Origin of the sequence: Roseinatronobacter monicus, from assembly GCF_006716865.1 — a bacterium.
Taxonomy (GTDB): domain Bacteria; phylum Pseudomonadota; class Alphaproteobacteria; order Rhodobacterales; family Rhodobacteraceae; genus Roseinatronobacter; species Roseinatronobacter monicus.
The window spans coordinates 1,214,760-1,227,916 of sequence record NZ_VFPT01000001.1 but is presented as its reverse complement, the minus strand read 5'-3'; the positions used below and the strand labels follow the sequence as shown (position 1 = coordinate 1,227,916).

Annotated in this window: 15 protein-coding genes; 6 read left to right on the top strand and 9 right to left on the bottom strand. The window is 58.7% G+C overall.

Features of this window, described 5'->3' with window-relative positions:
• Positions 1-2 precede the first annotated feature (2 nt).
• Positions 3-506 carry a xanthine phosphoribosyltransferase gene (gpt, locus tag BD293_RS05690; RefSeq protein WP_142080252.1) on the top strand — a complete coding sequence of 168 codons (504 nt, stop codon included), beginning with the start codon at positions 3-5 and terminating at the stop codon, positions 504-506.
• Positions 507-513: 7 nt separating this feature from the next.
• Here the strand turns inward: gpt and BD293_RS05685 are convergent, their stop codons facing one another.
• Positions 514-1,104 (bottom strand): (d)CMP kinase, encoded by a 591-nt coding sequence (locus tag BD293_RS05685; protein WP_142084355.1) that lies wholly within the window; start codon positions 1,102-1,104, stop codon positions 514-516.
• A 170-nt stretch (positions 1,105-1,274) separates the two neighbouring features.
• Between BD293_RS05685 and BD293_RS05680 the strand changes: the two genes are divergently transcribed.
• The 4 genes from BD293_RS05680 (at position 1,275) to BD293_RS05665 (ending at position 4,605) form a co-directional block, all read left to right on the top strand.
• Positions 1,275-2,051 carry a MipA/OmpV family protein gene (locus tag BD293_RS05680; RefSeq protein WP_142080251.1) on the top strand — a complete coding sequence of 259 codons (777 nt, stop codon included), beginning with the start codon at positions 1,275-1,277 and terminating at the stop codon, positions 2,049-2,051.
• A 101-nt stretch (positions 2,052-2,152) separates the two neighbouring features.
• Positions 2,153-3,616 carry a leucyl aminopeptidase gene (locus BD293_RS05675; RefSeq protein ID WP_142080250.1) on the top strand — a complete coding sequence of 488 codons (1,464 nt, stop codon included), beginning with the start codon at positions 2,153-2,155 and terminating at the stop codon, positions 3,614-3,616.
• A 7-nt stretch (positions 3,617-3,623) separates the two neighbouring features.
• Entirely contained in the window at positions 3,624-4,094 is a 471-nt protein-coding gene (locus BD293_RS05670) for a DNA polymerase III subunit chi (RefSeq protein ID WP_142080249.1), read from the top strand.
• Positions 4,095-4,212: 118 nt separating this feature from the next.
• Positions 4,213-4,605, top strand: a complete 393-nt coding sequence (locus tag BD293_RS05665) for a DoxX family protein (RefSeq protein WP_142080248.1) — start codon at positions 4,213-4,215, stop codon at positions 4,603-4,605.
• Between the two features lie 61 nt (positions 4,606-4,666).
• Here BD293_RS05665 and scpA read toward each other — a convergent pair whose 3' ends face one another.
• Positions 4,667-6,799 carry a methylmalonyl-CoA mutase gene (scpA, locus tag BD293_RS05660; RefSeq protein ID WP_142080247.1) on the bottom strand — a complete coding sequence of 711 codons (2,133 nt, stop codon included), beginning with the start codon at positions 6,797-6,799 and terminating at the stop codon, positions 4,667-4,669.
• A 96-nt stretch (positions 6,800-6,895) separates the two neighbouring features.
• On the opposite strand from scpA, the gene BD293_RS05655 reads away from it, so the two are divergent.
• The gene (locus tag BD293_RS05655) at positions 6,896-7,423 is read left to right on the top strand and encodes a DUF4174 domain-containing protein (protein ID WP_142080246.1); all 528 of its coding nucleotides are present in this window, start codon (positions 6,896-6,898) and stop codon (positions 7,421-7,423) included.
• 82 nt (positions 7,424-7,505) lie between these two features.
• On the opposite strand, the gene BD293_RS05650 is transcribed toward BD293_RS05655, so the two are convergent.
• The 7 genes from BD293_RS05650 to BD293_RS05630 form a co-directional block, all read right to left on the bottom strand.
• Positions 7,506-7,889 carry a hypothetical protein gene (locus BD293_RS05650; RefSeq protein ID WP_142080245.1) on the bottom strand — a complete coding sequence of 128 codons (384 nt, stop codon included), beginning with the start codon at positions 7,887-7,889 and terminating at the stop codon, positions 7,506-7,508.
• Positions 7,886-9,883, bottom strand: coding sequence for an acetyl-CoA carboxylase biotin carboxylase subunit (locus BD293_RS05645; protein ID WP_142080244.1), 1,998 nt, complete (start codon positions 9,881-9,883; stop codon positions 7,886-7,888). The genes BD293_RS05650 and BD293_RS05645 overlap by 4 nt, the downstream gene beginning before the upstream one ends.
• 49 nt (positions 9,884-9,932) lie before the next feature.
• On the bottom strand, positions 9,933-10,313 hold the full coding sequence (locus BD293_RS05640; protein WP_142080243.1) for a hypothetical protein: 381 nt from the start codon (positions 10,311-10,313) through the stop codon (positions 9,933-9,935).
• Between the two features lie 81 nt (positions 10,314-10,394).
• On the bottom strand, positions 10,395-10,529 hold the full coding sequence (locus tag BD293_RS23345; RefSeq protein WP_281286622.1) for a hypothetical protein: 135 nt from the start codon (positions 10,527-10,529) through the stop codon (positions 10,395-10,397).
• 240 nt (positions 10,530-10,769) lie between these two features.
• A complete protein-coding gene (locus BD293_RS22635) occupies positions 10,770-10,919 on the bottom strand; it encodes a hypothetical protein (RefSeq protein ID WP_170207069.1) in 150 nt (49 codons plus the stop codon).
• A 189-nt stretch (positions 10,920-11,108) separates the two neighbouring features.
• Positions 11,109-11,540: a DUF6497 family protein gene (locus BD293_RS05635; protein WP_142080242.1), complete on the bottom strand. Its 432-nt coding sequence runs from the start codon at positions 11,538-11,540 to the stop codon at positions 11,109-11,111.
• Between the two features lie 42 nt (positions 11,541-11,582).
• Positions 11,583-13,115, bottom strand: coding sequence for an acyl-CoA carboxylase subunit beta (locus tag BD293_RS05630; protein ID WP_142080241.1), 1,533 nt, complete (start codon positions 13,113-13,115; stop codon positions 11,583-11,585).
• Positions 13,116-13,157 lie beyond the last annotated feature (42 nt).

Genomic DNA, 13,157 nt, shown 5'->3' with positions numbered 1-13,157 from the left:
GCATGACCGATCGCCTGCCACATGAAAAAGGGTTTCATATTAGCTGGGACCAGATTCACCGCGACAGCCGCGCCCTTGCCTGGAGGCTGGAGCAACAGGGTCCGGGCGGCGGGCAATGGCGGGCGGTCGTCGCCATCACGCGCGGCGGGCTTGCGCCTGCAATGATTATTGCGCGCGAGTTGGATATTCGCGTGGTCGATACGATCAGCGTGAAATCCTATGACAACCAGACCCGCGCCGAAGCGGTGGTCCTGAAAGCCCCGCAGGCCGAGATCATGGGCGACGATGGCGAGGGTATTCTGGTGATCGACGATTTGGTCGACACCGGCAAGACCTTGGAACTGGTACGCAAGCTGTTCCCAAAGGCCCATTTCGCTACGGTTTATGCCAAGCCCTTGGGGCGCGATATGGTCGACAGCTTCATCACCGAAGTCAGTCAGGACACGTGGATTTTCTTTCCATGGGACATGGCGCTGCAATATGTGGAACCGTATCGCGGAAAGTGATGTGCAGCTATCGTCCCAGCCGGGCCTGTATGACTGCGCGGGCCTGCGCCACAGCATCCTCAATGCTTAACTCGGTCGTATCAAGCACGACGGCATCATCGGCGGGGCGCAACGGGGCATCGGCGCGGCCCATGTCGCGCGCGTCGCGGATGCGGACTTGCTCCAGCACCGCATCATAGCTGCCTTCACCAGTTTCTTTCCAGCGGCGCATGGCGCGCGTCTCGGCGCTGGCAGTGACAAACAGCTTCACTTCGGCCTTGGGGCAAATCACGGTTCCAATATCGCGCCCGTCCAGCACAGCGCCCCCGGCACGACGGGCAAAGTCGCGCTGAAATTCAACCAGCGCAGCGCGCACTTCAGGGTTTACAGCAACACGGCTGGCGGCCTCTGCCGCTTGCAACCCGCGCAGATCTTCGCGCTCCAGATCCTGCGGCGCAAGATTGCGCGCAGCCGCAACCGGGTCGCCGCCTTTCATGCCGACGGCACGGTAGAGCAGGCCCGTATCCAGATGCGCCACGCCCAGATCCTGCGCCACTGCACGGCTGATGGTTCCCTTGCCCGCGGCTGCCGGGCCATCTATTGCGATTGTGAACTGCATCATGCCTTCCTGTTGCTGCGCTGCTGTGTTGCCCGTTCTGTCACAAAAAAACAAGGTTTCGCATGTAAATTTTGAATTCTGGTCATGACTGCTGCAAATTAACTGAAAACGCACTAACTGCACATCATGCCCGAGATGGGTGAGTCGTTTTTCAAGTATCGGGGGGCATCATGCGACCTTTATTCTCTGCCATTTCCACAGTCACCATCGCCGCGGCATTGCTGTCGCAACCCGCTTTTGCGCAGGACCGTGCACTGTCTTTCTCTGTCACAGGTGGCGCGGGTGTTTCGCCCAGCTATTTTGGCGCGGATGACCACAAGATCGGGCCGACAGGCAGCTTCGGCTTTACCGGCTTGCGGTTTGGCGCTGTGCAATTGGGCGATCCAGATGGACCCACGCAATTTGCGCCCGGCACAGGCTTGCGCGGCGCTTTTCGCTATATCGCCAAGCGTAAAGGCAAGGATGAACTTGCCGGGCTGGAGGATGTCAGCGCCGCAGTAGAGGTCGGCGTCGGGCTGCAACACACCGCTGACTGGTGGCAGGTATATGGCGATCTGCGCTATGGCGTGATCGGTCACAAGGCGCTTTCCGGCGAGTTGGGCATGAACCTGATCTATCGCGGTGAAAGCGGGTTGGTGCTGCATGCAGGCCCGCGCGCAGAGTTTGGGAATGCACGCTTTGCACGGACATATTTTGGCGTGACCGATGCGGAAGCGACAGAGGCGGCTTTTGCCGACGCAGCCTATCGCCCGTCATGCGGGTTCCATTCGGTCGGCTTGGAAGTCGGGGCCTATCAGCCGCTCAGTGCGGATTGGGGTGTGACGGGAACGCTGCGCTACGACCGCCTGCGCGGTGATGCAGCTGCCTCTCCCATCGTGCAACAAGGCCAACGCAACCAGATTTCTGCCCAAATTGGCCTGACACGGCATTTCAACCTGCGCTTCTGACGACATGATCCTGCCCAAGTTGCACATGTTGCGCAACTTGGGCATGGCCTTCACGCAGAACGCGCGCTACCTCTGGGTCAAACACATGACCCGGAGGCCACATGACCCGCAGCCTGCTGACCGAAGCACAGCCATTCTCGCTTGACGCAATCACCACACATGACGGGCGCGTCGTCGTCTTTGCCGATGCAGACAGCCCCCTGCCCCGCGCCACAAAACGTGTCGACAAACTGACGCGCGGCGCAGTCACCCGCGCACTTGAGAGCGCGGCATTCACCAAGCTTAAGCCCGGCGCGGGACTACAGCTTGGCTGGCCATCGGGCATGGCAGCAGAAGCGCTGCATATCATCCGCCTGCCGCGCAAGCCCGCTGCCGCTGATCTGCGCAAAGCGGGGTTGAGCATTGGCAAATCGCAGGGGCGCGCCGCGACCCTCATCTGCGCGGATACTCTGCCCGTAGGCGAAATGGTGCAAGCCGCCTTGCTGCGCGCCTATCAGTATGAGGCGCAGAAATCGGACCCGAAGCCGGATTATGGCCCGATTCACGTCATGGTCGCAGATAGTGACGCGGCAACCCGCGCACTCGATCTGGCAACCATCATGGCACGCGCCGTGCATCTGACCCGCGATCTGGTCAATGCCCCTGCGAATATCCTGACAACAACTAGCTTTGCCAAGCAGATCGAAGGAATGGCCGCACTGGGCCTGAAGATCGAGATTCTGGACGAAGACGCGCTCGAGCAACTCGGTATGCGCGCCATGCTGGCCGTCGGTTATGGGTCCGAATGCCCGACCAAGCTGGCTATTCTGCGTTGGGAAGGGGCCCAAGGCGCGCCAGTGGCTGTGGTTGGCAAGGGGGTCATGTTCGACACTGGGGGTGTCTCTCTCAAGCCCGCAGCGGGTATGGAAGACATGACAATGGATATGGGCGGCGCGGCGGTGACTGTCGGGCTGATGCAGGCGCTCGCCGAACGCAAGGCGGCTGCGCATGTTGTCGGGCTGGTCGGGCTGGTCGAGAATATGCCGGACGGGCGCGCACAGCGCCCCGGTGATGTCGTCCGTTCCATGAAGGGGGACATGATCGAGGTCATCAACACCGATGCCGAAGGCCGCCTCGTGCTGGCAGATGTGCTTTGGTATGCGCAGACGCGCTTTGCCCCTCGCGCAGTGATCGACCTTGCAACCCTGACAGGGGCGATCATTGTCGCACTTGGGCATGAAAAGGCCGGTGTGTTTTCCAATAATGACGAACTGGCCGATGGGGTGCTGAAAGCCGCCGCGCAGGTGGGCGAAGGGGCGTGGCGTATGCCGCTGGACCCGGCCTATGACACCCTCATCAAGTCGCGCATTGCCGATATCAAGAACACCGGCGGGCGCCCCGCTGGGTCGATCACGGCGGCGCAATTCCTGCAACATTTCATAAAACCGGAAACCCCGTGGGTGCATCTGGATATTGCCGGTGTTACCCTGACCAAAACCGACAGCGCCCATGCCCCGAAAGGTGCCTCTGGTTGGGGCGTGCTGGCGCTAGATGCCCTGATCCGGACACAATTCGAGAACAAGTAGCGTCCCAATGGGCAAAGCCATGTTCTATCACGTGACCCGCAACCCGCTGGAGGTGACAGTCGCCAACCTGCTGACCCGCGCGGTTGGTCAGGGTATGCGGGTTGCGGTGCGCGCCCGCGATCAGGCGCGGCTGGAATGGCTGGACGCGCATTTGTGGCTTGGGGACAAGGCAAGCTTTCTGCCGCACGGACTGGCGGGGGGTGCGCATGATGCAGATCAGCCGATCTTGCTGACCACGCAGACCACCAGCCCGAACAATGCGCAGATCGTCATGACGATTGACGCCGCCGAGGCGCATCCTGAAGAGGTTGAACATCTGGAGCGGTTGTGGATTCTGTTCGATGGCAATGACCCTGCCGCTGTCGCCCATGCGCGCGGACAATGGAAGGCGATAACCGCCGCTGGTGTCATCGCCGAATATTGGTCCGAAGACAGTGGCCGCTGGGAGAAGAAGGCACAATCGGGTGGCGAAGGCTAAGGCCGCGACGCGCGGTGCTTATCTTTTGCTGCACAGCTGCTGTGGTCTGATGCGGAATGGCGCGGCAGTGCCGCATTGCCCTATGTGTCGGCCCATCACCAGCAAAGGACGACACATCATGACCAATACTTCTTTCCTACTCATCGCACGCATTTTTCTGGGCCTGCTGTTTCTTGTGGCCGGGCTTGGCAAGCTTGGCGATGTCGCAGGCTTTGGCGGCTATATGGCAACGGGCGGCATTCCGGCAATTCTGGCATGGCCCGTTGTACTGTTTGAAATAATCGCGGGTCTGGCCCTGATTATTGGGGTTCAGACGCGTATCACGGCATTGGCGCTGGCGGCGTTCTGTGTGCTGTCGGGGCTGCTCTATCACTTCGATCCAGCCGACCAGATGCAGATGACACAGCTTCTAAAGAATCTGGGCCTTGCAGGCGGGTATATGGCGCTATGGGTCGCAGGTGCGGGCGCATGGTCGGTTGACGCGAAACTGGGCCGCACGGTCGCTGCTTAATCAGAAATTTCTGGCCGCGCGAGGGATACACCTTCGCGCGGCGCGTTCTTTGTGACGGGCTTCACAACCCGCGCGCAGAGCGCACAAGATCAAGGATCTTTTTCGCGGCATCGGGAATGTTCGTGCCCGGCCCAAAGATCGCCTTTACCCCCGCATCATAGAGGAACTTGTAATCCTGCTGCGGAATGACGCCCCCACAGATAACCAGAATATCGCCTGCCCCCGCCTTGTTCAGGGCTTTCACCAGTTGCGGTGCCAACGTCTTGTGACCCGCCGCCTGACTGGAAATGCCGATGATATGGACATCATTGTCGATGGCATCCTGCGCGGCCTCGTCCGGGGTCTGGAACAGCGGCCCGACATCGACATCAAATCCGATATCGGCAAAGGCGGTCGCAATAACTTTGGCCCCGCGATCATGCCCGTCCTGACCCATTTTCACGACCAGCATACGCGGACGCCGCCCTTCCACCTCGGCAAAGGCCTCGACATCGGCTTGGATCGCAGCAAAGCCAACATCACCCTCATAGGCGGCACCATAGACGCCTGCCAAGGTTTTGACCTCGGCGCGGTGGCGACCGAATACTTTTTCCATTGCCATGCTGATCTCTCCAACTGAGGCACGCGCGCGCGCGGCATCAACAGCAGCGTCTAAAAGATTGCCACCCTCAGTGGCGCGGCGCGTGACTTCTTCAAGGGCAGCATCACACGCGGCCTGATCGCGGGTTGCGCGAATACGCTCCAGCCGTGCGATCTGGCTGTCACGTACTTTGGCATTGTCGATATCGCGGAAATCAATGGGGTCTTCGGTTTCCTTGCGGTATTTATTGACCCCGACTATCACCTCTTCACCCCGGTCGATCATAGCTTGACGGCGCGCTGCGGTTTCTTCAATGCGCAGTTTCGGCATGCCGGACGCAACCGCCTTGGTCATGCCGCCCAATTCTTCAACCTCTTGCATCAGGGTCCATGCGGCCTCGGCCAGATCATGGGTCAGCTTTTCGATGTAGTAGCTGCCCGCCAATGGATCGACGACGCGTGTGACGCCGGTTTCTTCCTGCAAGACCAACTGCGTGTTGCGCGCGATGCGGGCGCTGAATTCGGTAGGCAGGGCAATCGCTTCGTCCAGCGCATTCGTGTGCAGCGACTGGGTGCCGCCCAAGACCGCCGACATGGCCTCATACGCGGTGCGGATCACGTTGTTATAGGGGTCTTGTTCCTGCAAACTGACGCCAGATGTCTGGCAATGGGTGCGCAACATGCTGGATTTCGGGTCTTTGGGGTCAAACTCTTCCATCACGCGCGACCACAGCAACCTTGCGGCGCGCAGCTTGGCGATTTCCATAAAGAAATTCATACCAATCGCAAAGAAGAACGAAAGCCGCCCAGCGAAATGGTCCACATCCATACCGCGATGGATCGCCGCACGCACATATTCGCGCCCGTCGGCCAATGTGAAGGCCAGCTCCTGCACCAGATTGGCGCCCGCTTCCTGCATATGATAGCCGGAAATCGAAATAGAGTTGAACTTCGGCATCTCGGCGCTGGTATACTCGATGATATCGGCAATGATGCGCATGCTGGGTTCGGGCGGATAGACATAGGTGTTGCGCACCATGAACTCTTTCAGAATATCGTTCTGAATGGTGCCGGAAAGCAATTTGCGGTCCACGCCCTGCTCTTCCCCCGTCACGATGAAATTCGCAAGGATCGGGATCACTGCGCCGTTCATCGTCATCGACACGCTGACCTTTTCCAGCGGTATGCCGTCGAAGAGGATTTTCATATCCTCGACCGAGTCAATCGCAACGCCAGCCTTGCCCACATCCCCCTCAACGCGCGGATGATCGCTGTCATAACCACGATGGGTGGCCAGATCGAAGGCGACAGAGACGCCCTGCTGACCTGCCGCCAAGGCCTTGCGGTAAAAGTTGTTCGATTCCTCGGCGGTGGAGAAGCCCGCATATTGCCGGATCGTCCAAGGACGGCCGGTATACATTGTCGCGCGCACGCCGCGTGTATAGGGCGCATCCCCCGGAATACTGTCCAGATGCGACAGCCCTTCGACATCAGCCTGCGTGTACAGTGGCTGAACCTTGATCCCTTCCAGCGTGTCCCAAGTCAGGCTTTCAAGCGGGCGGGATTTCAACTCTTTTGCCGCGATTTGCGACCAGCGAAGTTTCGGATCGCTCATGGCAAGTCCTTTCTGACGTCACGGGCTGGCAAAAATGCGTGCCCTCTGGTGTTTTCTGTCAATTTGCCCCTATATGCAGAACATGCAGGAGGCCTTATGAAACCGCTCTTTACGATTGTTTTCTCACTTCTTTTTCCAATCGCCCTTGGGGCGACGGAAGCCACGGATGATGTGACATCCACGCCGGGCACCGAGACGGCCGCCCAGGCTGAAACCGCAACCGACGCTGAAGAGGAGATTGCCAACCCTGACGAAACACTACTGTTTCTGGATGCACGGGAAATAGACGTGCGCGATTTCATCTGGGAACGGCGCATCATCGTCGTGATGGCCGAGACGCTGGACGATCCGCAATTCAACCGCCAGCTGGACGCCCTGCGCGACAGGGCCGATGAATTTTTCGCCCGCGATGCCGTGGTCATCTTCGACACCCATCCCGAAGATCGCAGCGCCTTGCGGCAGGTCTTGCGGCCACGCGCCTTTATGACTGCGATCATCGACAAAGACGGAGAGGTCAAGGCACGGCGACCAGCGGTCCGGTCCGGGCGTGAGTTGATGGCAGTGATCGACCGCTTTCCAACGCGCCGACAAGAAATGCTGGAACGTAGCCCGGCAGGTCGCTGAGATGCACCGGCAGAAACGCGGCTGACGCCAAGCGCTTTGCGTGGGGGGCTATTGCCCCCTACACTGGCACACGCAGGCGCGATCATTCGAAATACCCGATCTTCTCGGCCCATTGTGACATCAGCCACCAGCCCGGCCCGAAAACGCCAGCCAGCCAGAACATTAGCGCAGTGCCGGCATCCAGCCAGCCCAACCACACAGCGCCTGTCAACACGGTGCCCAAACCATAGACCAACGCACCCGCAACGGCGATGAACTCCAACCCCAGACGGATACGGCTGAGCAGTGGAAAAACACCGTGAAACACCGCCATGCCGCCAAGCGGGGGCAAGAGCATAAGCAGCCACTGCCCCTCGCGCAGCCCTTCGGAAACCCGTGACAAAATCAACCATGCCAGCGCAAGCCCAGCCACAAAGCTGATAAAATACATCACGAACAGGCGTGGAAGGCTGCGGGCCTGCATCATTCAAACTCCATGATCACTTCATCAACCGCGAGCGAGGCCCCCGCCGCCGCATTAATCTTGGCGACCTTGCCCTTGCGTTCAGCGCGCAAGATGTTTTCCATTTTCATCGCTTCGATTGTGGCCAGCGCCTGACCTTCATACACCTCGTCCCCTTCCTCGACCGAAATCGAGACGACCATACCCGGCATCGGGCAGAGCAGAAGTTTCGAGGTATCAGCAGGCACTTTTTCGGGCATCAGTTGTGCAAGCTCTGCCTGACGCGGTGAAAAGACATGAACCTTCAGGTCCGCGCCGCGCAGGCGCAGCCTGAAACCACCGGGCAATTTGCCGACCTTCATGACCAGCGGTGTGCCGTTGACCATCAGGCGTGCAAGCGGCTGGCCGGGCTTCCAGTCGGAGGTGATGCGGAACGATTGCCCCGCCAATGTCACGGTGGCCCCTTCGCGGTCTGCATCGATATTGGCCTGCAAGCTTTGGCCATCAATCGTGATCACCCAATCCGTACCAACGACCCGTTCATGGTTGTCCATACGCCCGGAAATGCGCGCGCGCCGGATTTCCGCCATACGGTTCATGGCGCAGGCCGCCGCGGCCACGCGGTGCAACAGATCATCGACCAGTTGCGCACCCTCGAACCCGTCGGGGTATTCTTCGGCGATAAAGGCGGTCGTGATCTCGCCCGAGGCAAAGCGGGGGTGATCCATGACCGCAGACAGGAAGGGCAGATTGTGACCGATCCCTTCCAACTCAAACTCATCCAGCGCCAGACGCATTTCCTCAATGGCCTTGGCGCGTGTGGGGGCCCATGTGCACAGCTTGGCGATCATCGGGTCGTAATACATCGATATCTCGCCCCCCTCATAGACGCCTGTGTCATTGCGCACAGCGCGGTCCGCTTCCACCACTTCCGCAGGCGGGCGATACCGCGTCAGACGCCCGATCGAGGGCAGAAAGTTGCGATACGGGTCTTCGGCATAGAGACGCGACTCCATAGCCCAGCCGTTAATCTTCAGATCCGATTGCGCAAAAGGCAGCTTTTCGCCCGCCGCAACCCGGATCATCTGTTCCACCAGATCAACCCCGGTAATCAACTCGGTCACTGGGTGTTCGACCTGAAGGCGGGTGTTCATTTCGAGAAAGTAGAAATTACGGTCACCATCGACGATAAATTCCACGGTGCCCGCAGAGGTGTAGCCGACAGCAGAGGCCAGCGCGCAAGCCTGCTCGCCCATCGCGCGGCGGGTTTCTTCGTCCAGAAACGGGGACGGTGCTTCTTCGATGACTTTCTGGTTGCGGCGCTGGATCGAACATTCACGCTCGTGCAGATAAACAGTGTTGCCGTGTTGGTCTGCGAGAACCTGTATCTCGATATGGCGCGGCTGGGTCACGAATTTTTCAATGAAAATGCGGTCATCGCCAAAGCTGCTGGCCGCTTCATTCTTGGAAGACTGAAACCCCTCGCGCGCCTCATCATCATTCCAAGCGATCCGCATACCCTTGCCACCGCCCCCGGCGCTGGCCTTGATCATGACCGGATAGCCAACCTCATTGCTGATCTTCACCGCGTCTTCGGCATCGGTGATCAGGCCCATATAGCCGGGCACCGTGCTGACATTCGCTTCGGCTGCCAATTTCTTGGAGGTGATCTTGTCGCCCATCGCCTCAATCGCGCTGGCAGGCGGGCCGATGAAGGCAACGCCCTCGGCGGCCAAAGCTTCGGCAAATTTCATGTTCTCGGACAAGAACCCATAGCCCGGATGAACGGCTTCGGCGCCGGTCTGGCGGATTGCGTCCATGATCTTGTCGATCACGATATAAGATTGGTTCGCAGGTGCCGGGCCAATATGCACGGCTTCATCAGCCATGCGGACATGCAGCGCGTTGCGGTCCGCGTCGGAATATACTGCGACTGTCGCAATACCCATCTTGCGGGCGGTCTTGATGACGCGGCAGGCAATTTCACCGCGATTTGCGATCAGTATCTTGCGGAACATGCGGACTCCTTTTCCGGAAACGGGCTGAGGGACAATGCGCGATCAGGCGTCATTCTTCCCATGTGTCAAAAGCAAATTCAGAAGATCCATCGAAAAGCTGCGGGAAATTCGCCTGTGCGACGCGCATGTCAACGCGCAGCAGAGCTTCATAGCTTTCAGGATCAAACGGCTCGGACGCGGGAACAACCTCGCGGCCCAAAAGCCATGACAGACGCCCGGCATCTAGATTGCCGCGCTCGAACGGGGTGTCGGAAAAATGCGCAATCAGAGCGCCAAGAAAGGCCTCATCCGCGCGCCGGTCTGAGGCGCGCCGGTCTGCAAATCGTTTACGCGGCACAAGCGGGGTCACACCCTTGGGGTTGCCGCGCCGAATGGTAAATTGGTAATCTGTGCTGGGCAGGCGCCCCGGAAAACCGCGATGCTTCAGCATGTCTGCCCCCTTTCAAATGACAGGGCAAACACGGGTGTGTCCGGGCCAAACGCGCCGGTTTGGCCCGAAAATGAACTGACCTCAGCCCTTGGTGCTCGTAGGCTCCATGATGACGGGTTCTGGCATTGGTGTGTGCTCTGGCTCAGGGGCCTGGCGTGCGCATGCTGCCAGCGCCAAAGTTGCACTGACGGCAACAACGATTGTGGTCTTTGACATTGAAAACTCCTGTTGTCAGATACGGCCGACAACGCGGTCAGTGTCCGCGAAGCCAACCTCGCTTCCGCACGTGCTTTTTCATGACGCGGTTTGAGGAAGGTAGCAGAAGCACCACTCATTGACCACAGGAAGCTTGATCGCGCAAAGCGGATCAGCAATAAATTGGGCGGCGTGTAAAAATACTGTTTATTTACAGAGGGTAGGGTTGAGGCAGAGCTGATGCCCTGCCCCAATTTCGACTTAGTTATATCTGCCCTTGGACGAGCTTGGCTCAACATAGATCGGGGCCGAAATCGGCTCGAAATGCTGAACAGGCTCGGGGGACTTTTTTGCACAGGTCGCTGGGATAAAGGACACCAGAAACGCTGCGGCCAAAGCGAGTTTCGCCATTCTATTCTCCTGCTCAAATTGCCTGAGCGCGATTTTTCTGATGCACGCGCTCGTTGGTTATTGTTCACGCGGGTCTGAATAGACACGCGCAAACGAATCATACCGCTTTTGCAGAATCCTGACCACGGAAATCTTTTGTGCCCAACGCTTTGTTGCAGTGTTGCATCATAAAGGCAGGCAATAGCGGGATTATTCATGGTATTCATCCAATTCAAGTTCGCATCCATCCATCGTCAACGTGAACCATTCAAACAGTTGGAGCGTGTCGGCATCTCGTGTGCCAAATTCGATTGGCCTGCTCATCAGCGAAATCACGACAACATTCCAGCCCTCTTCTTGCGCGTCGACCTCGTCAGGAAAGAGGGCAGGCACCTGCGTTTCACACAGCCACTGCATGTCTTCAAACACGCGCAGGGCATCGCCATGATACAGGGCGTCAGGCTCCAACAGTTGCGGGACGACATAGCGCAGACGTATCGCGGACAGGTCTTCGTCCCAGACAGTATCATGAAACTCTGCCTCGACCCCCGAGGGCAGAACCAGCGAAGCCCCTTGTGCAGACGCGATTGCGCTCCAGCACAACGCTGAAACCGATACCGCGACTGGCCCAAGCGCCCTCATGAAACGATCTGCTCCCATTTGCCTGCCCGATCCCCCCAATTGCTACAGGGGGATATTATCGTGCTTTTTCCATGGGTTTTCGAGCTTCTTGTTGCGCAGCGCCGCAAAGGCACGCGCGACACGCTTGCGGGTGGATTGCGGCATGATCACCTCGTCTATGAATCCCTTTTCGGCAGCCACAAACGGGTTGGCGAAACGCTCTTCATATTCGTTGATCCGGGCCGCAGTTTTTTCAGGGTCGCCCAGTTCCGAGCGATACAGGATTTCCACCGCCCCTTTTGAGCCCATCACCGCGATCTCGGCTGTGGGCCATGCATAGTTGAAATCCGCACCCATATGCTTGGACGCCATGACAACATAGGCACCGCCATAGGCTTTGCGGGTGATTACAGTCACTTTCGGAACGGTCGCCTCGCCATAGGCGTAAAGCAGTTTCGCGCCGTGCTTGATGACGCCCGCATATTCCTGCCCAGTGCCCGGCAGGAAACCCGGCACATCCACTAGGGTCAGGATCGGAATCTCAAAGGCATCGCAAAAGCGCACGAAGCGCGCGGCTTTGCGGCTGGAATCGATGTCCAGACACCCCGCCAGAACCATCGGCTGATTGGCGACCACGCCCACAGTCCGCCCTTCCAGACGAATGAAGCCAGTGATGATATTTTTTGCAAACTCTGCCTGAATCTCGAAAAAGTCACCCTCATCGGCGACTTTCTGGATCAGTTCCTTCATGTCATACGGGCTGTTGGGGTTGTCTGGGATCAGACTGTCAAGGCTTGACTCGACCCGTGCCGGGTCATCAAAGAAGGGCCGCACGGGCGGCTTTTCGCGGTTGTTCAACGGCAAGAAGTCGATCAGGCGGCGCACTTCGATCAGCGCCTCGACATCATTCTCGAACGCGGCATCCGCGACGGAGGATTTGCGTGTATGGGTGACGGCACCGCCCAATTCCTCGGCGGTGACAACTTCATTGGTGACGGTCTTGACCACATCAGGGCCGGTCACGAACATATAGCTTGAATCCTTCACCATGAAGATGAAGTCGGTCATTGCCGGGCTATAGACCGCGCCGCCTGCGCATGGGCCCATAATCACGCTGATCTGCGGCACCACGCCCGACGCCTTGATATTGCGATCAAACACATCGCCATAAGCCGCAAGACTGGCGACACCCTCTTGAATGCGCGCCCCGCCAGAGTCGTTCAGGCCAATCACGGGCGCACCATTCTGAATGGCCATATCCATGATCTTGCAGATTTTCTTGCCATGCGTCTCGGAGACAGAGCCGCCCATGACTGTGAAATCCTGCGCGAACACATAGACCTGCCGACCGTTGACAGTGCCCCAGCCAGTGACCACGCCGTCGCCTGCCGGCCGTTCCGCCTGCATTCCGAAATCGGTGCAGCGATGCGCTACGAACATGTCAAATTCTTCGAAGCTGCCCTCATCAAGCAACAGCTCGATACGCTCGCGCGCGGTCAACTTGCCCTTGGAATGCTGCGCGTCGATGCGGCGCTGCCCGCCCCCCAAACGCGCTGTCGCACGCTGACTTTCGAGTTGTTGCAAAATGTCCTTCATGGCTCCCCCTCGTCACACGAAATCTGGCTCGTGATGTGTACG

Excerpts from the sequence above, each read along its gene's own strand:
- BD293_RS05655 (WP_142080246.1), top strand. The coding sequence starts at position 6,896 with ATGAAACCGCTCTTTACGATTGTTTTCTCACTTCTTTTTCCAATCGCC.
- BD293_RS05640 (WP_142080243.1), bottom strand. The coding sequence starts at position 10,313 with ATGCTGAAGCATCGCGGTTTTCCGGGGCGCCTGCCCAGCACAGATTAC.
- BD293_RS05630 (WP_142080241.1), bottom strand. The coding sequence starts at position 13,115 with ATGAAGGACATTTTGCAACAACTCGAAAGTCAGCGTGCGACAGCGCGT.
- BD293_RS22635 (WP_170207069.1), bottom strand. The coding sequence starts at position 10,919 with ATGGCGAAACTCGCTTTGGCCGCAGCGTTTCTGGTGTCCTTTATCCCA.
- BD293_RS05645 (WP_142080244.1), bottom strand. The coding sequence starts at position 9,883 with ATGTTCCGCAAGATACTGATCGCAAATCGCGGTGAAATTGCCTGCCGC.
- gpt (WP_142080252.1), top strand. The coding sequence starts at position 3 with ATGACCGATCGCCTGCCACATGAAAAAGGGTTTCATATTAGCTGGGAC.
- scpA (WP_142080247.1), bottom strand. The coding sequence starts at position 6,799 with ATGAGCGATCCGAAACTTCGCTGGTCGCAAATCGCGGCAAAAGAGTTG.
- BD293_RS05635 (WP_142080242.1), bottom strand. The coding sequence starts at position 11,540 with ATGAGGGCGCTTGGGCCAGTCGCGGTATCGGTTTCAGCGTTGTGCTGG.
- BD293_RS05650 (WP_142080245.1), bottom strand. The coding sequence starts at position 7,889 with ATGATGCAGGCCCGCAGCCTTCCACGCCTGTTCGTGATGTATTTTATC.
- BD293_RS05685 (WP_142084355.1), bottom strand. The coding sequence starts at position 1,104 with ATGCAGTTCACAATCGCAATAGATGGCCCGGCAGCCGCGGGCAAGGGA.
- BD293_RS05670 (WP_142080249.1), top strand. The coding sequence starts at position 3,624 with ATGGGCAAAGCCATGTTCTATCACGTGACCCGCAACCCGCTGGAGGTG.
- BD293_RS05680 (WP_142080251.1), top strand. The coding sequence starts at position 1,275 with ATGCGACCTTTATTCTCTGCCATTTCCACAGTCACCATCGCCGCGGCA.
- BD293_RS05665 (WP_142080248.1), top strand. The coding sequence starts at position 4,213 with ATGACCAATACTTCTTTCCTACTCATCGCACGCATTTTTCTGGGCCTG.
- BD293_RS05675 (WP_142080250.1), top strand. The coding sequence starts at position 2,153 with ATGACCCGCAGCCTGCTGACCGAAGCACAGCCATTCTCGCTTGACGCA.
- BD293_RS23345 (WP_281286622.1), bottom strand. The coding sequence starts at position 10,529 with ATGTCAAAGACCACAATCGTTGTTGCCGTCAGTGCAACTTTGGCGCTG.